This window comes from Eremococcus coleocola ACS-139-V-Col8, assembly GCF_000183205.1.
Classification (GTDB): Bacteria; Bacillota; Bacilli; order Lactobacillales; family Aerococcaceae; genus Eremococcus; species Eremococcus coleocola.
In genome coordinates this window covers 202,957-225,438 of the sequence record NZ_AENN01000006.1, presented here as the reverse complement: position 1 = coordinate 225,438, position 22,482 = coordinate 202,957, and the positions used below count along the sequence as shown (strand labels likewise).

The window sequence follows — 22,482 nt, the reverse complement described above, 5'->3', positions numbered from 1 at the left end:
CTATTGCGGTAGGGCTTAGGCCTTACCTTTTTATTTTCTTTAACCATTTTTATTATTATTATTTAAATTTTTTCTTTAATCTTATTGATTTTCGATAGAATTTTATGTATTATTAATTTTAGTTATTTTATAATTTGCCGTTTTAGCTCAGTAGGTAGAGCGCATCCATGGTAAGGATGAGGTCGCCGGTTCGATCCCGGCAAATGGCTTTAATATTTTGCGGAAGTAGTTCAGTGGTAGAACATCACCTTGCCAAGGTGGGGGTCGCGGGTTCGAACCCCGTCTTCCGCTTTTTTATTTTTTAAGCCGGAGTGGCGGAATAGGCAGACGCACAGGACTTAAAATCCTGCGGAGGTTACACTCCGTATCGGTTCGACTCCGATCTTCGGCACTACATGCACCCTTAGCTCAATTGGATAGAGTGTTTGACTACGAATCAAAAGGTTACAGGTTCGACTCCTGTAGGGTGTATAAATGACCAGGATTCTGGTTTTTTTTATTAGAAAAATTTAATCTTTACTTGCTTTTTTGGTGATTGGTGCTATAATAACTTTATTAGATGATATGCACCCTTAGCTCAATTGGATAGAGTGTTTGACTACGAATCAAAAGGTTACAGGTTCGACTCCTGTAGGGTGTATTATTAACTGGTCTTAAGGACCAGTTTTTTTCTTGCTTATTTTTAAGTTAAAAGCCCTAAAACCTTGTTTGGTTTTAGGGCAAATTTTATTGTTTTTTATCAATAGGAATAATCTGCAGTTCTTTATTAGCATGGTTTAAGAGTTCATAGCCATCTTCGGTTACAACGACTAAGTCTTCAATCCTTACGCCTAATTTGTTGGGTAAGTAGATTCCTGGTTCGATTGAAAAGACATTTCCTACTTGGGTTAGTGTTTCATTATATGGTCCAACATCACCGGCTTCGTGACATTCTTGACCAATAAAGTGACCTGTTCGATGGGTGAAGTATGGACCGTATCCAGCATCTTCGATTATTTTACGAGCGGCTAGATCGATGGTTTTGAGGGGGACACCAGGTTTAACTTGATTAAGTGCCGCTAGATTAGCAGCTAAGACAGTTTCATATACTTTGACTGCTTCTGGGGATGCTTGGCCATAGAAAACAGTTCGAGTCATATCGGAAGCATAGCCTTGATAGATACCACCAATATCTAGGACAACAGAGTCACCTATTTTAGGCAAACTATCTGAACTTGTGTGGTGGGGGTCAGCGCCGTTGGCGCCGTATGCGACGATGGGTTCAAATGAAAGCCCGCTATGACCGGTCTTTTTATAGAAGTCATTTAATCGTTTAACCATTTCAGTTTCGGCTAAGCCTTGGTCTACCTGACTAATGAGAAATTCAACCGCTTGGTCATTTAGTGCGGAAGCTTTTTTCATAATTTCAATTTCTTCAGGCGACTTGATGGCCCGTAGGTCATCAATAATTGCGGAATTGTTTAGGGGAAGGAGGTCGGGTTTGAGGGCCATTAGGTCGAGGAGGAAATGACTTGGCCAGGTTTTATCGATGCCAACCTGTTTTCCATTGCTTAGTAAGGCGGCAATTTTCTTTAGGATTGGTTGGCCGTCACTATAAATAAGTTGTTCAATTTTTGGGTCAACTTGAGCGGGTGGAAAGAGTTGGTTTAAGACTAAAGTTAAGTGTCCATCGGCTGCTAAGATAAGTAAGAGCAAGCGTTCACCGGGATCAGTTTTATATCCGGTAAGATAGTTAATTGAAGCCGGATCAGAGATTAGTTGATAGTCAACGTTTTGGCTCTTGAGAGCTTGGCAAAGCTTAGAAATACGCGTTTGGTACATGAATAAGCTCCTTTCTTGTTACAAGTTAGTTAATGTCAGTAAATGACTAGAAATTTATGACAGACTAGGCTAAAATCATAGTAATAGTATAACCCTTTAGACTATAAGATTAAAGCTTAAGGAGTCTGCTGATGTCATTAACTTTAGAACAAAAACGAAAAATTATTCGCTATACCACAGTCATTGGGGTCATTTTTACAATTTGTGCATCTATATATATTGGCCGGTCTGATTATTTTAAACCAGACGGTGGCTTTCATCATCTTTTATTATCGATGGGGATTTTTGCCCCGATAATTTTCTTTTTTGTGCAATTAAGTCAAATTATCTATCCAATTATTCCCCTCGGTCTAACGAACGTCGTTGGGGTATTAATTTTTGGCCATGTTCATGGATTTTTACTCAATTGTTTGGGGATGCTAATTGGTTCAGCCATTAATTTTTACTTAGGACGACGCTTTGGCTCTTCTTTTGTAAAAGCCTTTATTTCGGATGCAGATTATGAAAAATATGTTGGTAAAATGAACCAAGGTAAAGGATATAAGAAGTTGTTAGCCTTGGGTTTCTTTTTTCCTGTTTTTCCTGATGATATTTTCTGTATGATAACCGGTTTGTCTGATATGACTTTCTGGGAGTTTTATAAGTTAGTCATAGTTTTTCGGCCGATTTCCTTATTTATTTTTACCTTTATTTCAGCTGAATCAATTTCATTTATCTATCGCTTGTTATTTAATTAGGAGTGTTTGGAATGGTTAAGCGATTTTTAATAACATGTGTTCACTTTTATCAAAGGGGAATTTCCCCTTTTTTTCCACCTTCATGTCGTTATAAACCGACTTGTTCAAATTATATGCTAGGCGCAATTGAAAAACATGGACCATTCAAAGGTTTTTTAATGGGAATTGCGCGGATTTTACGGTGCCATCCCTTTGTACATGGGGGATATGATCCAGTACCTGATTATTTTACTTTGCGCCGCAGTCGGCCACATGAAGAGAAGTAAGCTTATGTAAGACTATTTGGTAATCCGCTTAGTCTTTTTTCATGGTTTTGCAGAATTGTGCTATAATTTAAGGGATTAATGAAAGGTGGGGAAAATGTGCTAGATATATTTAATCAGTTCCTATTAGATAAACCCATAGTACGGATCTTAGATATTCTAATTGTCTGGTTTATTATTTATCGTGTCATTGTTTATGCACGAGGGACACAGATGATGAACTTACTCAAGGGGTTGGCTATTTTTATTGCCATTAAATTTATTGCCCAGGTAATTGGACTTCAGACGATTGATTGGATTTTAAGCCAGATTTTATCGTGGGGTGTTATTGCAGTCATTGTTTTATTCCAACCTGAGTTACGCCGCTTTCTAGAGATTTTGGGGCGGGATATGTTCCGAAAAAATCGGAACCGGCAAAATGATCCGGATGTTAAATTAATTTCGGATTTAGAGTACGCCTTATCTTATATGTCTAAACGGAAAATTGGCGCCCTCATTGCCATTGAAGGTAATGATGAGTTACAAGATATCATTGACACAGGGATTGTTTTGGATGCAGAAGTCAGTAATCAGTTATTGATTAATATATTTATTCCAAATACCCCCCTCCATGATGGTGCGGTGGTCATTAAAGACTATAAGGCTATGGCAGCGTCATGTTATCTTCCCCTATCAGAAAATGGTCAAATTTCTAAGGAACTAGGAACCCGCCACCGGGCAGGAATTGGTTTAAGTGAGACAAAAGATGCCTTAGTTTTAATTGTTTCTGAAGAAACAGGTGATATATCCTTAGTTAAAGATGCTGCTTTGGTTCGTGGAGTTGATAAAGATGAGTTACATCGTTTATTAGAACTTTATCTTTTACGTGAAGAAGACGAAGTTGCAAGTAAAGATTATTTAACCCTTGCCAAAGAATTCATATTTGGAGCCGGTAAAGTAAGAGGTGACAAGCATGAAAACGAATAAACTTTTTGATAACAAGTGGTTTTTGCGATTGGTATCCCTTTTGTTTGCAATTTTCTTGCATGTTGCAGTGAGTCAATCAAATACGCAATTTACCCAAGCGAATCGACAAAGTAATACTTCTGTTAATGTGACAGAAACCATTTCGAATGTTCCGGTCTATGTGGGAGATATTGATGATGATATGTTTGTGTCAGGCTTACCTGAGACAGTCTCTGTTGAACTAACAGGTCCGCGAAATATAATTAATCAAGCAACTGCTGGTGATACCCGTGCCGTGACAGAAGACTTGACCGGGGTAAATACTGGAAAACGAACAGTTAAATTAATTATGGAAGGACTTCCAGAGGGAATTGATTATCGCATCACTCCGTCAAGAGTTATGGTAGAAATCGGTAAGTTAGAACAAAAGACAGTTAAAGTGGAATATGAATTAGCTAAGAATTTGATTGCTGATGGCTATCAAGTTGACTCAGTCGCAGTTAATCCTCAGGAAGTGACTTTAACGGGACGCAGCGATGAGATTGCCAAAGTGAGCCGAGCATTTATTCGCATTGGCGCGAATAATCCAGTGACAGAGTCATTTTCAGAAACCTATGTTCTACAGGTAGCCGACGCCGATGGCAACTTGCTAGATGTCAATGTAGACCAAACGGATATTAAGGCTGATGTTACTATTTCAGCGGATGGCAAATCAGTTCCAATTAATATTGTCCCTGAGGGAGAACAAACCGAAAATTATACTTATCAATATGCTTATGCCGATGTTGCAAATGTTGTGATTAATGGCGACCAAAGTGTGTTGGATCAAATAGCCAGTATTGATGCAGTAGTTGATGTTTCAGATATGACCCAATCCGGGATACGAACAGCTTATCTTCAAATGCCAGAAGGGCTTGACCAGATGAGCTACCAGCATATTTCAGTAACGGTTACTCTGTCGGCAATTAATCAATCCAGTCAAATCTCTAGTGAGGCGGTTAGTGAGTCAAATGCTAGCCAAGAATCAGAAGAGAATCAAGTCACTAGTACAGAAGATGAATCTGAATAAGCAACTTTTAATAAGAGTGTAGAAAAAAGGAGACAATCATGAGAGAATATTTTGGCACAGATGGAGTACGAGGGATTGCTAATACAGAATTAACTCCAGAATTAGCATTTAAATTAGGACGCTTTGGAGGGTATGTTTTATTACAACATGCTCAAGAAAATGAAGAAAAAGCCCAGGTTTTAGTTGGACGTGATACCCGGATTTCAGGCCAAGTATTGGAAGCAGCCTTGACTGCAGGTCTTTTATCAGTGGGAATCGATGTCATGCAATTAGGTGTGATTTCAACACCAGGTGTAGCTTACTTAACTCGGACCCAGGGTGTAACGGCTGGGGTTATGATTTCAGCCTCACATAATCCCGTAGATGATAACGGTATTAAGTTCTTTGGTTCAGATGGATATAAATTATCAGATGATCAAGAAGAAGAAATTGAAGCCTTATTGAATCAAGAAGAAGATACCTTACCCCGTCCATCTAGTTTAGGTTTGGGAATTGTGGAAGAATTCCCTGAAGGTGTGATTAAGTATATTCAATTTTTACAAACAACGATTAACACTGATTTATCTGATGTTAAGGTTTGTGTTGATGCTGCGCATGGGGCAACGGCCCCCTTGGTGAACCAATTATTTGCTGATTTAGATGCTGATTTTCTGACCATGGGAGACCGTCCGAACGGTTTAAATATCAACTTAAATGTTGGTTCTACTCATCCAGAGGCTTTACAAGCAATGGTTAAGGAAAACACTGGCTATGTCGGAGTGGCCTTTGATGGCGATGGTGACCGGGTTATTGCGGTGGATGAAGAGGGAAATCTTGTCGATGGGGATAAGATTATGTTCATTTGTGGATCATATCTCAAGGAAAAAGGACGTTTAGCTGACAATACGATAGTTTCTACCGTGATGTCTAACATTGGTTTCCATAAGGCCCTTGAAGAAAATGGCATGACTGCTTTGAAAACCCAAGTGGGCGACCGTTATGTGGTCGAAGCCATGCGCAAAGGAAACTATAATTTAGGCGGCGAACAATCTGGGCATATTGTCTTCCTAAACCATAATACCACCGGTGATGGCATGCTGACTGCCCTTCAATTATTAGCCATCTTAAAAGAAAGTGGCCAAAGCTTGAAAGATTTGGCCAGTCAAGTGACTATTTTCCCTCAAAAATTAGTCAATGTTCGGGTACGTGATAAACATACCGTGATGGAGGAACCGAGAGTTAAAGAGGTTATTGCTGAGGTGGAAGCCGAAATGCAAGGAGATGGTCGGATTTTAGTAAGACCGAGTGGGACTGAGCCTTTACTACGTGTGATGGCGGAAGCTTCAACTGATCAAAAAGTAAGCCAATATGTGGATAAGATAGCAGAAGTCATCCGCCAAGAGCGTGGTTTGGATTAAGCTCACTTGACCCAATATATTGGATTTATTCATTAAAATAATAAGTAAACTATAAGCAATCACCATAATGGAACTAGTTGCTAGGCAAGAATGAATGACTGGTTTTTTGGAGTGGTTGCTTTTTCATAAGTTAATCGCTAGAAAGGAATTATATGACCCAAAAATCAGCGAGTCTTAGTAAAAAAGAAAAGACCTTAGCTTACATTCATAATTTGAGTCAAACAGACTTAGATTTAGCTTGTATTCATTGTGGGCAAATGTTAGCTCTTCAAGATCAATCTTTGCTATGTCCAAATGGCCACCGGTTTGATATCGCCCGCCAAGGATATTTTTATTTAACTTCAGTCCATCAGGACAGTAAGTATCAGCATGATTTATGGACGGCTCGCCGTACTGTCATCCAAGAGTATGGTCTCTTTGAGTCGGCAATGAGCGAGATTAAACAAATAATCCTTAACTTTTGTGAAAAACTAGGGCAACCACCTACCATCATTGATGCCGGTATGGGAGAGGGAAGCCATTTGGCACAAATCCTACCGACTTTACCGGCTCATTCTCATGTATATGGGCTTGACTTATCCCGGCAGGGAGTTCAACTGGCGACGGATTACGTGGGCGATTTTCTTCCTTTGGTAGCAGACATTAGTCACCTACCCTTTAAAGATGATTCTTGTCATATTATCTTATCAATTTTATCCCCCGCTAATTATGATGAATTTAAACGGATTGCAGCGAGCCAAGCAGGAGCTATTTTACTTAAGTTAATTCCCAATCCAGATTATCTTAAAGAAATTCGCCATGAACTAACATTAATTCGTGGTAAGGATTATGAATCTTATGATAACCAAGCGGTGATTGATATTTTTAGGGAACATTTTAGAGAAGGTCAAAGCCAAAAAATCCAAGCAGAGCTTGATTTAACCCCCCCAATGGCTCAGGCTCTAATTACTATGACACCCCTAACCTGGGATTTAGCGCCCGAAGAACAAGCAGAATTGCTAAACCGCTTATTAGATAAAGGAACAGTCACACTTTCTTGGACACTGTTAACTGCTGATTTATAAGCAAAGCTGAAAATGAATTAGAGTATAACTTTGCTTTATTATGGATCTGACTTAAAGACCAAGGAGTCAAGCTTTAAATTAAAAATAGAGGGAAGAATTATCTGTTGATAATTCTTCCCTCTATTTATTTTATAGACTTATTCGCCGGTTACAACGCCGGTCCGGTTTTTGTATAGTTTACGGTAAGCGGAAGGGGTCATATGATTATTTTCTCTAAATGTTTTAGAGAAGTGAGAAGGAGAATGAAAGCCGACAATATCAGAAATATCAGAGATATTGGTATTGGTTTGTGATAGCAGTTTTTCAGCTTCTGATAAACGAACATGGATTAAATAGTCAATCGGGGATAAGCCGGTTTTTTGTTTAAAGAGTCGAATTAGATAGTATTTGTTAATCTCTACCAAATCAGCTAATTGATCAAGGGTGATTTTTTCTTTATAGTTACCGCGGATAAATTGTTGGATTAATTCAATTTCATTATTTTTAATTTGAATACTGGAGTCCTTGATTGATAAATGGTTGTTCCGTAAAATATGCACCATAATACATTCTAGGAGCCGTTTCAAGATAATATCTGAGCCACGGAAACGATTTTCTGACTCTAATAAAGCCAGATCAAGATAGTATTTGATGGTTCGGTAGGCGTCATTAATAATAAAAAGTTGTTCAGCTGAATTGATTTCGAGAGATGAGGTGAAAAGAATACCATCCACGTCAATCCGAATCCATTCTAACTTGCGGACCGGTTCAATTGTAATTTCATGGTTAGGGTTTAAAATAATAAAGTCACGTTTTTTAATTTCATAAATCTCTTTGCCATTGTCAAAATTTGCGGCACCCTTGTTAATATAAATCATGGCTAAATCATCAAATGACTGAATTGTATAATTATTCTCAGTCGCAATATGTTGCATTTCGATTGACTTAAGACTAATAGACGCAGAGTTTACATTTGAAATGTACATGAATGGTCCTCCTTTTTATGATAAAGTTTAAATTTATTCTCACCCCATTATAATACTATATCAAGTCAACTTGTAAATAGTAAAAAGCTAAAAAAACTAAAAAAATTAATGAAAAATATAATAATTTTTAATATCTTTATTAGTAATAATGATAGCTATCTATTAACTAAGTTTACTAGCTGCTGCTGAATCCAATAAGACAGTAACATTTGGATGTTTTTGTAAAATTGAAGCAGGCAGGTCTTCAGTAACCGGCCCTTCGATCATGCCAGCGATTGCATCGGCTTTATTTTTGCCAAAGGCGATTAAGACTATTTTTTTTGCTTGCATGATGGATTTAATCCCCATGGAGTAAGCTTGACTTGGAACTTGGTCAGCTGATTCAAAGAAACGCTTATTGGCCTCAATGGTTGATGGGGTTAAGTTAACTTTATGGGTGACGCTTTGGAAGGATGATCCTGGTTCATTAAAACCAATATGTCCATTCGTGCCAATTCCTAGGATTTGTAAATCAATTGGATGTTCTTTTAGGATGGCTTCATAACGCGAAATTTCATCGCTTTCATTTGAATTGAGTCCATTAGGTAGATAAGAAGCTTTAAAGGGTTTGCTATCAAATAATTGCTCTTGCATAAAATAAGCATAGGATTGGGGATGGTTAGCCCCGAGTCCTACATATTCATCCAAATTGACTGAAGTAGCCTGGCTAAAATCTAAATCCGACTCACGTAATTCTTTATAAAGTCCTTCCGGTGAGGATCCAGTGGCGAGACCAAAATTTTCTTGGCCAGTTATTAAAGTTTCTTTTACAATTTCGGCAGCTTTCTTACCGATTGCTTCGACACTATCTAAGACAATTATTTCCATTTTATTACCTCCGTATGTTATTTTCATATTAATTATAAATAAAATATGAAATTAATGCTACAAAAAGGTAATTTTTACCAATATGAATGACTTTATGGTAAACTTACACTTAGATAAGTATAAGAGGAGAAAGGAGATACATTGATGTCTAAAAAAACACATATAATTATTCTTACATCTTTTTTATTTTTATTCATTAGTGTGCCTGCTCTTTCTGCCCAAGAATCTGCTTCAAGTGGGGCAAATATAGAAAATAACGTCAAAAATAAAGATGAAAGCAATAGGAATGCTGAAAGTGACCAGTCTGATAAAACACATATGAATGAAGAAGAACGAGGTAGTTTTGAGGAATCTTTTGGTAAACCTAGTGAATCAGGGTCTACTCCCCCTCAGCCAGAGCCACCAAAAAATTATGATGAAAAAAATGATGATGTAACCGAAGGGGATGAAACCTCTGGTTCAAACGAAAACCCTGCGACTGATGAAAGTCAGTCTGCTAGTCAAGAGAAAGAATCACAGTCTCAAGAATCGAAACCATCCCCAAAAAGTACAAATCAGGATGAATCTTCCTCTAATTCAGATGAAACAAAGAATAAAACTAATTCTGATTCTTCAGCTATCCAGACGGCCCCAACTTTAGAAGTATCATTGGCTTCTTTATCAAAAGAAGATAAGGAATTAACGCGGATAAGTCAGAAATTAACACACTCACTTCAAAAAGGGATCGCACCTTGTCTCAAACCCTTAGCTTTCTTTAAGTTAATCGCACAACGACCACAAATTTTATTTAATGCGATAACAGATGTTCAAGGAGCAGGGAATATAACGATGCGTCAAACACTTTTACAAGCGAAGCGGTATGAGTCACAACTTGGGCATCCTTTAAATCCTGCTATAATTTTAACCTACGTCTACTGTCTAATTACAGAATGGTAAGTCTTAATATTAAATTGAAACAAAAAGGAGCTGGGAAAATAGTCTAGCTCCTTTTACTTTTTCAATGGGTTTCCCTTTGATCACATGAACTTTTTTTAATTTTATTGAAAGATATCATCAACTTAGTATGGCTTATCCTTTTATTCGTAATAATTACGAATATTTTTTGCTTATATGATGATTTCGGGGCAATTTTAGGTTTTTTGTAGTTATAATATGATAAGATACTAGTAAGGGAGGTTGCCCATGGTAAAAGCAATTGTTTTCGATAAAGACGGGACCCTCTTGGCATTAAGTAATGCTTGGGACCAACCAGCGGTTGAGATTAGTGAGTTTTTCTTGAACCAAACCCAATTAAGTGAAGTCGAACGTGCCCAGGTAAAAACAAGCTTAGGAATTGTAAATGGTAGAGTTCAAGCTAATTCCTTATTTGCTACAGCTAGTATCGGCCAACAAGCTGAATTTTTTACCCAACTGATGGGTAAGCGAAACAAGTTTAGGGTAGAGAAAACCCTGACTCAAATTTATTTAAAATTTATCCAGGCCCATCCCCAAGTTATCCAATTAAATCCTGGGGTATTGGAAGTTTTAAGTCAGCTCAGTCAAGATTATATACTTGCTTTAGTGACAAACGACTCTCGGATCCTTACTGACTATATCTTAAAGCAGGCAGGAATCTATGATTTCTTTGATTTTATTGCTTGTGCCGATGAATTCCCGGCTAAGCCCGAACCCGACGCGTTACTGGCTTTAGCGGCGAAATTTAATTTGAATTTAGCAGATATGGTGTATGTAGGGGATTCAGAAGTAGATATGGTCTACGGTTCATTAACCCAAGCGGCGATTGCTTATGATCCGAAAGGCCATAAAAGTTCTTATTTAGCGAAAGCAGATTATTGGATTACAGATTTGTATCAATTATTTACATTACTTGATACATTATAATTTGAGAAGGAAGGGTTAGTTATGAATGATTTGAAAAAGTTGGGCCAGCCTTGGTCGGTTTCTTGGTCTGAAACTTGGTGGCGCGGTCTTTTAGTTATTATTATTTATTTTGTGATTCGAACGGCAGCAGAAATTAGCTTGATGTTGAATAATTTGCCAGATCAATCCGTCGCATCGGTCACTGAAGCTCTGGCTGCCATGACTGCAAATCCAATCTTGTTTTTACTGAAGGAAATTGCCTTAGTATTACTTGTCTTATTATTACTTAAGTTATTTCAGCTTCCCTTATTAAAAGGACTCCATTTTGAGGGCGATAAGGTTAAATGGACTTTGAAGATTTTCGTCTTTATGTATTTACTAGAGATTCTTTTTTCTGGTCTAGTGACTTGGTTACAACCAGAATATGCAGGACCCGATAATCAGGCGGCGGTTGAGTCTATGTTAGGAGTCCTACCGTATCCCATCTTCTTCTTTATGGTAGTGATTGCAGCTCCTATTGTGGAAGAAATTATCTGTCGCGGTATGGTCATGACTTATATTTTACCGAAATATCCTTGGGTTGGTGCCCTTGTGGCGGTTCTCTTCTTTGTATTTTTACATGGCCCCGCTAATATCACTGATTTTATGACCTATTTTATCTTATCCCTAGGAATTACTTTTGTTTATTTAAAGACCCGGCGCATTGAATATGCTATTATGGTTCACATGTTACAGAATTTTATTGCGGCAATAGCGATGCTATTTATATAATAATGAAGGAAGATGATGAATCTATGGAAGACTACCAAATATTAGACGATAAAGTAATTGATAAAAAAGCAGATGAATTTTCGTCTTATTGTTGTAATGCAGAGCTTGAAAAAAAAGCAAATTTGTTTAAGGTGCTAGGTGATCAGAATCGCTTGAAAATCTTAGAAATTTTATTACAGCATGACGAATTATGTGTTTATGAGATTTCACGGATTATTGATGCGACGGTTGCGACAACTTCGCATCACTTGATTACCTTACGCAAGAATAACTTTATTGAATCCAAGAAGAAAGGAAAACATGTGCTCTATTGGATTGAAGATGTTCAGGTTAAACAATTACTCGAAGCGGCATCTATTTAATTATTAGGACATGCATGAAATCTTTTGGTTGAATGCATGTCTTTCTTTTATTATTCTAGTAGTAGCAATTTAGATTATTGGAGGTGTCTTATGACCCATGATGAACATTTTGATTTAGAAGCCTATTTAAAAAATCAAAAAAATATAGAACAAGAATTTGTCCGAACCGAATTGGATAAAAATAATGAGCTCGAACTGGTTTTTTCACCAGAAGAAGAAAGTTTACCCCCACGCCGTAAGGGCTTGTATATTCCTGAATACCACTCCCGTTTACGGAGTCGGATTGTAGAAATGCCAGAAGAAATTTATCAGGCATCTGGTATTAAAATTTTTGGCAAACGGATTAAATCCATCATGTTTACTACTGACGTGGCTATTATTCGTAATAGTGATGCTCAGTCAATTATTGCTGTCTATCCTTTTACACCCCAATATGCCATTATGCAATCTATCGTCAATGTGGCATCTGTGCCGGTATTCTTAGGCGTAGGTGGCGGTACAACCTCAGGACAACGGTCCATTAATATCGCCTTCCATGCAGAACAACTGGGTGCTTATGGGGTAGTAGTAAATGCCCCTATGAAAAATGAAGTGATTGCGGAAATGAACCGGGTGATCGAAATTCCTTTAATTGCAACGATAGCCTCAAGTAAGGACGATTATATTGGAAAATTAAATGCAGGGGCAGATATGTTAAATGTCTCAGCAGGTGCTCAAACTGCGGATTTAGTAAAGTTAATCCGGTCTGAGGTAGGAAATGTGGTACCGATTATTGCAACCGGTGGTCCTGGTGGAGAATCGATCCGCCAAACAATTGCAGCCGGTGCCAATGCGATTACTTATACACCACCGACTTCAGGTGAAATTTTCGCCAAAGTTATGGATAATTATAGAAATTAGGCTAATAAGATGAGTATGAAACTTCCCAAGGGACGCCCCCCCATAGAAAGAGTTATTTATATTGGTATTGCTTTTTTAGTCCAAATTATTTGGTACTTAAGTGTTTTTACCGAGATTGTTAAATATTCCCCCTATATTGAGTGGATTTTTACCCTGTCTTCTATTTTGATGATTCTGTATCTCATTTTAAAAGACGAAAGTCCAGCTTACCGTTTATCTTGGATTATTATCATTGCTTTGATGCCGCTCTTTGGTGGGGTTCTTTATCTCTCCTTGGGAAATAAGCGGCCGACACAAGGGTTACGCAAGCAGATTGAATCGCAAAGGCCTGCGCTTGACCAAGCGAAAGACCTGGTTCCTGATGTGACGGATCAGTTAGCGGCACAAGACTGTCGCTTGGCAGGTTTGAGTCAATACATTAATGACACTGCAGATGCTCCCCTTTATAAAAATAGTCATTTGAATTATTTTAAAAATGGCGAATCAGTGATGGATCAGCTATTAACTGATTTACGTTCTGCTAAGAAAAATATTTTTATTGAATTTTTTATTGTTGAATATGGGCAAATGTTTGATCAAATCTATGAAATACTTAAAGCCAAGGCGGCTGAAGGATTAGATGTTCGGTTTATCTATGATGATTTTGGTTCGATTACCCGGCTTCCCGATAATTTTGTTGATTTATTGGCAGCGGATGGCATCAAAGCCTTAAAGTTTAATCCGGTCCGTCTTTTGGTGTCCATGGTTTATAATACCCGTGACCATCGTAAGTTTATTATTATTGATGATGAAATTGGCTATACAGGTGGGATTAATCTGGCGGATGAATATATTAATGTGGTCGAACGTTTTGGTTACTGGAAGGATACTGTAATTCGGGTCCAAGGGCAGGCAGTTTGGTCTTATACTAGCTTATTTTTGGCCATGTGGAATGCTTTTAAAGGAGAGGAAGATTCTTATCTGGCTTTTGCACCTAAGGATTTGCTTGAAACTAAAGCAGGTTCTTCATTGGCATCGGAGTCAGCCACCCATTTTATCCAACCCTATGGGGATGACCCCTTAGATTCTAATCCAGTAGGCGAGAATACCTACCGTCAGATTTTGAATTTAGCGGTTGATTATGTTTATATTTATACACCCTATTTAGTCATTTCTTATGAAATGCAGCAAGCCTTAGTCAATGCCGTTCAACGTGGGGTGGATGTTCGTTTAATGACGCCTGGGATTCCAGATAAAAAAGTGGTTTTCCGAATGACCCGGTCATTCTACCGGCCCCTTTTAGAGGCGGGTGTACGTATTTTTGAGTATAGTCCCGGATTCCTCCATGCTAAATCTTTTGTTTCTGACGACAAGGTTGCTGTGGTTGGAACGATTAATTTAGATTATCGGTCACTCTATCTTCACTTTGAGACCGGGACAATTATGTATTTCCATCCCGAAATTAAAGCTATTCGCTCTGACTTTGAAGAATCTCAAGCAATTTCAAGAGAAGTGTTTATTACAGATGTTAGACCTAGTTTTTTTGGGGCCATGTGGGATGCAATTTTGCGGATTATCGCACCCTTTGTCTAAGATGTTGGACGCTTTCATTAAGATAGCTTATAATAGTATAAAAGTACTAGAAGGAGGAGGATTGCCAATATGAAGCAAGCAAATGGTTTACCTGCTTATTTAGAAGATCTAAATGTAAAAGCCATTCAAGATAATACCCTGCTAATGGACTTGTTGGCTTTAAATGCAGAACAATTAACTTATTTTTTGGAGGATTATGTATTGGATAATCCTTTTATCCACTTAAATTACCCCCTTGAAAATAATAGTCGAGGTTTAAAGGTAAAGGCTTTGGATAAGCAAATTGCTATGATTCAGCCCTCACAAACCTTGGAATCCTATTTATATGAACAGATTCTCTTGTATCGTCAAACTCCTATCCGGGATTTGATGTTAGAATTAGTTCCTTTGCTTGATGAAGACGGCTTTTTGCCCTATACAATTGATCAATTAAGTCAAGACTTAGGCGCAGATAACTATTTGGTAATGGATGCCGTCACCTTATTACAGAATTTAGAGCCGGTTGGGGTCGGGGCTTATGACCTAAAGGAAGCCTTGATGTTACAAACCGAACAAGATAGTAATGCTCCTGAACCCGCTTATTATTTACTAGAAGTTTTCTTTGAGGAATTAAGGGCGAAGGATTATGCTAAAATTAACCAAGAAAGTCCCTTTTCAGAAGCAGAAATCAGCCAGTGTGTGAAATACTATGCGGGATTATACCGGTCGCCTGCCCAACTCTTTAGTGCTGATGAAGGGCAAGAAGCCGTACCTGATTTGGCAGCTAAGCTAGTGGATGGCCAACTAAAAATTAATTACTTAGCCAAAAACCATGTTTTGGTTAGCTTTAAGCAAGATTATTTTGACCGGATGGCTCAAGAGGAAGATTTAGAAGTCAAATCTTATATTGAGAATAAGGCTGCTGAGTATGATTATTTACAAGTAACCTTACAATTAAGACAAGAAATTCTTGTCATGGTGGCGACTCATTTAATTGAGGGTCAAGGTGCTTATTTGCAAAATATTGATCGTCGCCATTCTTTATCTATGCGACAACTGATGACCTTGACTGGTTTTTCAGAACCTTTATTATATCGAATCTTAAATCATAAACACTTGGAATTTGAAGGAAGGATCTTCCGCTTAGCTGATTTCATTACAGTTGCAGCGACTAAAGGTAGAGATAGCCGGACTTTTGATTCCATTAAAGACCGGATGGTTGAGATTATTCAATCATCAGATCAAAGTCTAACGGATGATCAAGTGGTATCAGCTTTAGCAGCTGAGGATATATATATCAGTAAAGCTATTGTAGCCAATTACCGGAAAAGTCTCTAAGATTTTACTTGATGAGTTGACCATTTAATTTGTGATAAATAAAAGAACCATTTCCATTGGAGATTGAATGGAGTGCCCCCCCTAAAGTTGGACCAAAAAATCCAACTTTAGGGGGTCTTTGTATGGCTAAATATAGCTTAGATTTCAAAATGAAAGTCGTCGTAGAATATCTTTCGAATACGATTGGGTATGGATTATTAGGTAAAAAATATAAATTTAAGTCTTCTTTTCAAATTGAGGTTTGGGATAATGCCTACCAAGCGTTTGGAATTGAAGGATTAAAAGGCGCTTGCCAAAACAAAAAAATAAGAGAGACAAGTACATAAAATATGTACTCATCTCTCTGGTCCAACTTTAGGGGGTCACTATAGAATCCATGGGATGGTTCTTTTTTGGCTATAAGTCAAAGTGGTCATTCATGCTAAGCAAATTATTGGTTCAACTTATCCTCTTCGACTTGATTGTAAAAAATCGTTTGATTAGAGGTAGATAAATGCATTGGAATAATTGTGCCAGCTTCTTGATCAAAATATTCTAATAATACTAAACGGTCGGGAGCAGTCTGAGCAAAGCTTTCGTTAAGTAATAAAATATCCGCTCCTTCAACCTTTGCTTCAGTTGCAGCATAGGAATCAGCTACGATTAAGCGAACGACATAATTATCAGTGCCACCGAGTGGAATTTTAACTTGGTCAACTTGGACACCTAGGTCTTTATATTGGTCGTTGTTATCAAATACATATTGGAGATTTTCTAGGTCATCCTCAGCAATAGGTTCTTGATTAAGTTCTTTGACTTCAGAGTCGACTTCTTGGTCATAATATTGGTTAACGGCATCCCGTAGTTCTTGATAATTAACCGACTCATCCAATGAAGATTGAGGTAGGTTTGTACTAGAAAGTTCCTCTTCTTGGAATACAGGTCCTTCATTAGTTTGGTCTACCTGGCTTTCGTTTGTTCTCTCTTGGCTAGCTTCAGAGCTTACTGCCTGGATCTCACTGCTTTGTTTGGAACTTTGTGCAGGACTGTTTTCTTGGAAGAAGCTACAACCGCTCAAGACTATTAGGCTAGTTAAATAAAGTATCGTTTTTTTCATAATCGAATCCTTTCTGAATCATTGTGGTTTATTATAACAGAAAACTGACCGTTTCCCAATAACAGGAGAGTAACAGATTGATGGCAAAGTTAGATAGGGGACTTGCAAAAATGAAAATAAATCTCTATACTTAACTAGGTTAATAGTTAACATTGTTAAGAAATTATTAGGAGGTTAGGTATGAGAGATTATGTGGATGCCGTTTTTCATTTTAAACGTGACTTTACTAAACTCCAGTTATTTGAATTCAGTGATGTTATGACGCGAAGTGAGTTTTTTTTCTTAGGAGATATTATAAGAGCTCAACAAACGGGGCAAGATTTATATACGATTGGTAGCTTAGCTGAGAAATCTAACATATCCCCAGCGGCTATTTCCAGAACCGTTAAACATTTGACTCAAAAGGGTTGGCTCCAGCGTGTATCAAAGGATAGTGATCGGCGGACGGTCTACCTTAAAGTGACTGACCAAGGCTTAAAAGAATGGACCCAGATTAAGGACAAGAGCGCAGCTTACATGGCTGATTATCTTGCTGAAATTAAGCCAGAAGACCTGGAAACATTCCTAAGGGTGGGTTATCAATTTATTGACCGAGTAAATCAAAATAAAAAATCATTGTAAGGAGGAAATTTATGCAACTATTAGTAAAATATCTTAAACCATTTTGGAAAATTATTGCTATTATTTTAGTCGCCCATGTAGTTCAAGCCTACTCTACTTTACTCTTGCCTACCTACACTTCAGGCTTGGTCGATGTGGGGATTCAGGCTAAGGGCTTTGAATATGCTGTGCCCTTAGCTATGTCACAAGAAGATTATCAGAATTTACAATCCTTATTAGAGAACCCCAGCCAAGTTGAAAAGGCTTATTACCGGGGAACAGATGGAGTCTTTCATTTGAAAGACCAAGTTTCAAGTAAGGAACAACTGACTTCGCTGGAAGAAGATTTAGCTATTCCCCTTGCCCTTTACCAACGGTTAGTTTATTCTGACCAAGCCCAAGCCTTTAGTGATCAAACGTTAATCAGTAAAGAAAGAGACGCCTTGCAGAAGCAAGCCTCTATTTCAGGTTTGACCTATGTGACGAGTCAAGGAGTTCAAGCAGCCATTCAAATGTATGCTGATGCTGGGCTTAACCCTAATAAGGTACAATTTGATTATCTCTTTGGCAAAGGCTTTCTCATGTTAGGGATTACTTTAGTGACCATTTCATCCGCAGTTTTAGCCTTTTACTTAGCGGCTAAGGTGGGGGCCGATTTTGGTTATCGTATTCGGAAACAATTATTTGATAAAGTCTTGAGATTTTCTGACCATGAAATCGAAAAATTTTCTTCAGCTTCTTTAATCACTCGGACTACCAATGATGTGCAACAAATCCAAATGATGGTGACCCTATTCCTGCGGATTATGATTTTTTCACCCATTGTTGCCAGTGGTGGTTTAATCTACTTATTTGGAATCCAACCGAATATTATTTGGATTTTAGGTTTGTCTATTGCGGTTATTGCCGTGATGGTTTTTGTGCTCTTTAAGTTAACCATGCCACGCTTTCGTCGTATTCAGGGTCTCTTTGACCGAGTTAATTTAATTGCCCGTGAGGTAATTACTGGCATTCAAGTTATTCGTACTTTTGGTCGCCAAGACTATGAGGGCAAGCGGTTTGATACAGCTAATTATGAACTGCAACAAAATCACTTATTCTCAGGTCGGGTTATGTCGATGATGATGCCCTTTATGATATTTGTCTTGGATGCGTCTTCGATTCTCATTGTCTGGAATGGGAGTCAACAAATCGCGGGAGGAACTATGCAAGTAGGCCAAATGATGGCCTTTATTTCATATTCTATGCAAATCCTTATTTCTTTCGTGATGTTATCGAATATGTCAATGATGTTTCCCCGGTCATTGGTGGCCTTAGGCCGGATTGATGCTGTTCTAGAGGAGCCTTTCTCGATCTATGACCAGCCACAAGCGCTCAGTTTAGAAGCTAAGCAAGTGAAAGGTCAAGTGACCTTTAACCATGTTGATTTTACTTATGAAGGGGCAGATGAAAAGGCTCTAACCGATATTGATTTTGTGGCTCATCCAGGTCAGACCACCGCGATTATTGGGTCAACTGGCTCAGGTAAATCAACCATTCTAAATCTTTTGATGCGCTACTATGATGTCAGTGAGGGTCAAATATTAATTGATGGTCAAGATATTCGCAACCTAAAATTAGCGGATCTCCGTCGCCATATTGGCTATGTGCCTCAAAAGGGTGTCTTATTTTCAGGGACCATTGCTTCTAATATTGGCTTTGGCCTTCCTGACATAGAACAAAACCAATTAAAAGAAGCGGCTGAGATTGCCCATGCCAGTGAATTTATTAATGAAAAAGAAGAGGGGATGCAAGCAGCCATTGCCCAAGGTGGGACCAATATCTCAGGGGGACAAAAACAAAGACTCTCTATTGCCAGAGCGATTGCTAAACGACCAGAAATTTACTTGTTTGATGATTCTTTTTCTGCTTTAGATTATCGGACCGATGCCTCATTAAGAAAGGCATTGAATGAAACGGTCAAAGATGCCACCGTTATTATAGTGGCGCAGCGGATTTCAACTATCCTAGATGCTGATCAAATTATTGTGCTGGATGAAGGCCGGATTGATGGCATTGGCCGTCACCTTGACTTAATGGAAAAATCGGCCGTTTACCGCGAAATTGCAGAATCACAACTTTCGCAAGCAGAGCTAGCAGCCCAGGCGCACAAACAAGAAAAGGAGGTCTAACTTATGGCAAATCAAGCACACAGACATAAAAAAGCAAATGATGTGACCGGGTCCATTTTAAGGATTGTCAAAGAAATTATAGCCTATAAATGGGGCTTAATCTTAGTCCTATTTTCAACCATCATGGCCACCCTCTTAACTATTTTTGGACCAGTCCAATTAGGAAAAGCCACGACTTTGATTTTTGAAGGCGTCCAAGCCATGATTCAAGGGCATGGCAGTATTGACCAAGCTGCGGTAGGTCGGGTCTTATTAACTGTCTTAATCCTTTATATTGTTTCTGGTATTTTCAATGCGGTTCAAGGCTATGCCATGATTACGATTACAGAAACAGTGACATATAATCTTCGCAAGCGGATGTTAGCTAAGATTAATCGCTTGCCTATGTCTTACTTTGAATCACAGAATATCGGTGAAATCTTATCACGGATTGTAAATGATGTGGATACCCTAGGTATGACCATGAGTCAGTCGGCTGCGCAATTGCTCAATTCTTTGATGACCTTAATTGGTATTGGGATTATTATGTTCACAATTAATACCACCATGGCACTCGTGGTCTTGGTTATTGTTCCCGTATCCGTCGTTATCGTCCGGATTATTCTTAAATTATCTCAGCGTTACTTCCGTGGCATGCAAAGGACCTTAGGTAAGGTGTCAGGTCAAGTCGAAGAAGTCTATGCGGGACAAAGAGTTGTGACAGCCTTTAATCAAGAAACGGCGATGAAGGATAGTTTTGATATTAAAAATGATGCTTTGAGAGACCAAACCATGAGAGCAATGTTTGTTTCTGGGGTTATGTTCCCGATTATGCGTTTTATTTCAAGTCTGGGTTATGTAGCGGTTGTTATTGTGGGTGCTTATTTAACCATTCAAGGCCGAATGGCGGTAGGAAATATCCAAGCCTTTACTCAGTATGTAAACCGTTTTACCCAACCGATTACTCAATTAGCCCAAATTTTTAATTTAATGCAATCTATGGCTGCCGCTTCAGAACGGGTGTTTGAATTCTTAGATGAAAATGAAGAAAATCAAGAAATCGGAGCAGGCATCGATGTGGCTCAAATAGAAGGACAGGTAGATTTTGATCACGTTAAATTCGGTTATCAACCCGACCAAATTATTGTCCATGATTTCTCAACTCAAATCCAACCAGGGCAAAAGGTGGCCTTAGTCGGACCTACGGGTGCGGGCAAGTCAACCATCGTTAAGCTCTTAATGCGTTTCTATGATGTGAATGCAGGTGCCATTCTCTTGGATAAGAGCCCAACCACAAACTTCTCTCGAATGTCTTACCAACAAGCCATGGCCATGGTTTTACAAGACACCTGGTTATTTAAAGGTTCGCTGATGGAAAACATCCGTTACGGTCGACTTGATGCCAGTGATGAAGAAGTGATTGCAGCTGCCAAGGCTGCCCGCGTCCACCGTTTTATTAAGTCTCTACCGGGGGGCTACCAATTTGAGTTAAATGAAAATACGGATAATATTTCTCAAGGGCAAAAACAATTATTGACGATTGCGCGGGCAATTCTAGCAAACCGCCCCGTCTTAATCCTAGATGAAGCCACTTCCTCGGTGGACACCCGAACCGAAGTCTTAATCCAACAAGCTATGGACCATTTAATGGAAGGAAGGACGTCCTTCGTGATTGCCCACCGTTTATCTACGATTCGTGATGCAGACCGAATTCTTTATATGGAACATGGCGATATTGTTGAACAAGGAAACCATGATGAATTAATGGCCTTACAGGGTCGCTATGCTGACCTATATAATAGTCAATTTGCTTCAGCTTAAGTTTAGAAGAATTTAATTGATTTGCTGTTGCTAGCTTTTCTAAGTTTTCGGGACTTGTTCTCTGTCTTTCAGATTGTTATAATCTAGCAGATACTAACTTATAAAGGAGCTTTTAGGATGGATGCCCTGTTTAAATTTATACAAATCTTAGCTAAAGGCTCTGCATATTTAATCTTAGCCTTTCTGGCTCTGGTGATCATGATTAATTTGGCTATGATTGCTTATGGCTATAGTCGCACGGTAGTAATTGACCAATTACAAAGTAAAGGTTATGGAGACCAGGTGCCTGTAGTGGTCCTTGGAGCTGGGGTGATTAATAATGAAGAACCTAGTCAGATTCTTAAATTACGTTTGGATAAAGCCTATCAAGTTTTTGAGGAAGCTCCGGACCGTAAATTCATTATGTCCGGTGACCACCTTCAAGATAATTATAATGAAGTGGCAGTCATGAAGAATTACTTAATCGATAAAGGGATTCCCGCTAACCAAATCTATTTAGACCACGTAGGGACCTCAACCTATAATACAATTTATCGCTTAAAACATGTCTTAAAGATTGATAAAGCCATTTTTATTACCCAAAATTATCACCTATCACGGACCCTCTACATAGCCAAACAATTAGGTGTTCAGGCACTTGGGGTCGCAGCCCAGGAGACGTACTCCACGCGTTTTCAACGAGAGAGTCGAGAAATTCTCGCCCGGATTAAGGATGTATTATCGACGCATTTTAATTACCAAAATAAGCACACCCTCTTGGATTATAGTTTTGATCTTAATGAGAGCGGCAATCAAACCGATGACAAGCAATCCTTAGAAAAAGATTAGTTTTTTCTAATTTAACCCTTGACATTATGAGATGAGACAGGTATATTATCATTAATCAATTATTTAAGGAAGGTAAG

The 22,482-nt window shown here is 38.5% G+C and carries 22 protein-coding genes and 5 tRNA genes; 23 read left to right on the top strand and 4 right to left on the bottom strand.

Annotated features, from left to right (window positions below; all coding sequences use genetic code 11):
- Positions 1–136 precede the first annotated feature (136 nt).
- The 5 genes from HMPREF9257_RS02690 (at position 137) to HMPREF9257_RS02670 (ending at position 640) form a co-directional block, all read left to right on the top strand.
- A tRNA-Thr gene (locus HMPREF9257_RS02690) sits at positions 137–209 on the top strand.
- Positions 210–219: 10 nt separating this feature from the next.
- Positions 220–291 (top strand) — tRNA-Gly (locus tag HMPREF9257_RS02685).
- A 14-nt stretch (positions 292–305) separates the two neighbouring features.
- Positions 306–391: transfer RNA gene (locus tag HMPREF9257_RS02680), tRNA-Leu, on the top strand.
- A gap of 6 nt (positions 392–397) precedes the next feature.
- Positions 398–471 (top strand) — tRNA-Arg (locus HMPREF9257_RS02675).
- Positions 472–566: 95 nt separating this feature from the next.
- A tRNA-Arg gene (locus HMPREF9257_RS02670) sits at positions 567–640 on the top strand.
- Between the two features lie 86 nt (positions 641–726).
- On the opposite strand, the gene HMPREF9257_RS02665 is transcribed toward HMPREF9257_RS02670, so the two are convergent.
- A complete protein-coding gene (locus HMPREF9257_RS02665) occupies positions 727–1,821 on the bottom strand; it encodes a M24 family metallopeptidase (protein WP_006417902.1) in 1,095 nt (364 codons plus the stop codon).
- Between the two features lie 131 nt (positions 1,822–1,952).
- On the opposite strand from HMPREF9257_RS02665, the gene HMPREF9257_RS02660 reads away from it, so the two are divergent.
- From HMPREF9257_RS02660 to HMPREF9257_RS02640, 6 genes are all read left to right on the top strand, one after another.
- Positions 1,953–2,558 carry a TVP38/TMEM64 family protein gene (locus HMPREF9257_RS02660; protein WP_006417740.1) on the top strand — a complete coding sequence of 202 codons (606 nt, stop codon included), beginning with the start codon at positions 1,953–1,955 and terminating at the stop codon, positions 2,556–2,558.
- An 11-nt stretch (positions 2,559–2,569) separates the two neighbouring features.
- Positions 2,570–2,824, top strand: a complete 255-nt coding sequence (yidD, locus tag HMPREF9257_RS08920; RefSeq protein WP_081453717.1) for a membrane protein insertion efficiency factor YidD — start codon at positions 2,570–2,572, stop codon at positions 2,822–2,824.
- 96 nt (positions 2,825–2,920) lie between these two features.
- A complete protein-coding gene (gene cdaA / locus HMPREF9257_RS02655) occupies positions 2,921–3,787 on the top strand; it encodes a diadenylate cyclase CdaA (RefSeq protein ID WP_245526819.1) in 867 nt (288 codons plus the stop codon).
- Positions 3,774–4,835: a CdaR family protein gene (locus HMPREF9257_RS02650; RefSeq protein ID WP_006417888.1), complete on the top strand. Its 1,062-nt coding sequence runs from the start codon at positions 3,774–3,776 to the stop codon at positions 4,833–4,835. Before cdaA ends, HMPREF9257_RS02650 begins: the two co-directional genes overlap by 14 nt.
- A 38-nt stretch (positions 4,836–4,873) precedes the next feature.
- A complete protein-coding gene (gene glmM, locus HMPREF9257_RS02645; protein WP_006417931.1) occupies positions 4,874–6,232 on the top strand; it encodes a phosphoglucosamine mutase in 1,359 nt (452 codons plus the stop codon).
- Positions 6,233–6,384: 152 nt separating this feature from the next.
- Positions 6,385–7,296, top strand: a complete 912-nt coding sequence (locus HMPREF9257_RS02640; protein ID WP_006417721.1) for a putative RNA methyltransferase — start codon at positions 6,385–6,387, stop codon at positions 7,294–7,296.
- Between the two features lie 137 nt (positions 7,297–7,433).
- Here the strand turns inward: HMPREF9257_RS02640 and HMPREF9257_RS02635 are convergent, their stop codons facing one another.
- Both HMPREF9257_RS02635 and nagB read right to left on the bottom strand, forming a co-directional pair.
- Positions 7,434–8,261, bottom strand: coding sequence for a helix-turn-helix transcriptional regulator (locus HMPREF9257_RS02635; protein ID WP_006417907.1), 828 nt, complete (start codon positions 8,259–8,261; stop codon positions 7,434–7,436).
- A 162-nt stretch (positions 8,262–8,423) separates the two neighbouring features.
- Positions 8,424–9,128, bottom strand: coding sequence for a glucosamine-6-phosphate deaminase (gene nagB / locus HMPREF9257_RS02630; RefSeq protein WP_006417816.1), 705 nt, complete (start codon positions 9,126–9,128; stop codon positions 8,424–8,426).
- A gap of 144 nt (positions 9,129–9,272) precedes the next feature.
- Here nagB and HMPREF9257_RS02625 point away from each other — a divergent pair, with 144 nt between their 5' ends.
- From HMPREF9257_RS02625 to HMPREF9257_RS02590, 8 genes are all read left to right on the top strand, one after another.
- Entirely contained in the window at positions 9,273–10,064 is a 792-nt protein-coding gene (locus HMPREF9257_RS02625; RefSeq protein ID WP_006417932.1) for an ICP22 family protein, read from the top strand.
- Between the two features lie 246 nt (positions 10,065–10,310).
- Positions 10,311–11,009 (top strand): HAD family hydrolase, encoded by a 699-nt coding sequence (locus HMPREF9257_RS02620; protein WP_006417742.1) that lies wholly within the window; start codon positions 10,311–10,313, stop codon positions 11,007–11,009.
- A 21-nt stretch (positions 11,010–11,030) separates the two neighbouring features.
- Positions 11,031–11,759 (top strand): CPBP family intramembrane glutamic endopeptidase, encoded by a 729-nt coding sequence (locus HMPREF9257_RS08700; protein WP_006417775.1) that lies wholly within the window; start codon positions 11,031–11,033, stop codon positions 11,757–11,759.
- A 23-nt stretch (positions 11,760–11,782) separates the two neighbouring features.
- On the top strand, positions 11,783–12,121 hold the full coding sequence (locus tag HMPREF9257_RS02610; RefSeq protein WP_006417925.1) for an ArsR/SmtB family transcription factor: 339 nt from the start codon (positions 11,783–11,785) through the stop codon (positions 12,119–12,121).
- A 90-nt stretch (positions 12,122–12,211) separates the two neighbouring features.
- The gene (locus HMPREF9257_RS02605; protein ID WP_006417796.1) at positions 12,212–13,021 is read left to right on the top strand and encodes a beta/alpha barrel domain-containing protein; all 810 of its coding nucleotides are present in this window, start codon (positions 12,212–12,214) and stop codon (positions 13,019–13,021) included.
- Positions 13,022–13,030: 9 nt separating this feature from the next.
- The gene (cls, locus tag HMPREF9257_RS02600) at positions 13,031–14,593 is read left to right on the top strand and encodes a cardiolipin synthase (protein WP_006417930.1); all 1,563 of its coding nucleotides are present in this window, start codon (positions 13,031–13,033) and stop codon (positions 14,591–14,593) included.
- 69 nt (positions 14,594–14,662) lie between these two features.
- The gene (locus HMPREF9257_RS02595; protein WP_006417935.1) at positions 14,663–15,910 is read left to right on the top strand and encodes an RNA polymerase factor sigma-54; all 1,248 of its coding nucleotides are present in this window, start codon (positions 14,663–14,665) and stop codon (positions 15,908–15,910) included.
- A 122-nt stretch (positions 15,911–16,032) separates the two neighbouring features.
- Complete coding sequence (locus tag HMPREF9257_RS02590) at positions 16,033–16,236, top strand: transposase (RefSeq protein ID WP_006417745.1); 204 nt, start codon at positions 16,033–16,035, stop codon at positions 16,234–16,236.
- 104 nt (positions 16,237–16,340) lie between these two features.
- On the opposite strand, the gene HMPREF9257_RS02585 is transcribed toward HMPREF9257_RS02590, so the two are convergent.
- A complete protein-coding gene (locus tag HMPREF9257_RS02585; RefSeq protein WP_006417840.1) occupies positions 16,341–17,006 on the bottom strand; it encodes a membrane lipoprotein lipid attachment site-containing protein in 666 nt (221 codons plus the stop codon).
- Between the two features lie 180 nt (positions 17,007–17,186).
- Here HMPREF9257_RS02585 and HMPREF9257_RS02580 point away from each other — a divergent pair, with 180 nt between their 5' ends.
- From HMPREF9257_RS02580 to HMPREF9257_RS02565, 4 genes are all read left to right on the top strand, one after another.
- Positions 17,187–17,627: a MarR family winged helix-turn-helix transcriptional regulator gene (locus HMPREF9257_RS02580; protein WP_006417859.1), complete on the top strand. Its 441-nt coding sequence runs from the start codon at positions 17,187–17,189 to the stop codon at positions 17,625–17,627.
- 11 nt (positions 17,628–17,638) lie between these two features.
- Positions 17,639–19,777 (top strand): ABC transporter ATP-binding protein, encoded by a 2,139-nt coding sequence (locus HMPREF9257_RS02575; protein WP_006417723.1) that lies wholly within the window; start codon positions 17,639–17,641, stop codon positions 19,775–19,777.
- A gap of 3 nt (positions 19,778–19,780) precedes the next feature.
- Positions 19,781–21,577, top strand: coding sequence for an ABC transporter ATP-binding protein (locus HMPREF9257_RS02570; protein ID WP_006417851.1), 1,797 nt, complete (start codon positions 19,781–19,783; stop codon positions 21,575–21,577).
- A 117-nt stretch (positions 21,578–21,694) separates the two neighbouring features.
- Positions 21,695–22,405 carry a SanA/YdcF family protein gene (locus tag HMPREF9257_RS02565; protein WP_006417731.1) on the top strand — a complete coding sequence of 237 codons (711 nt, stop codon included), beginning with the start codon at positions 21,695–21,697 and terminating at the stop codon, positions 22,403–22,405.
- Positions 22,406–22,482: the final 77 nt, after the last annotated feature.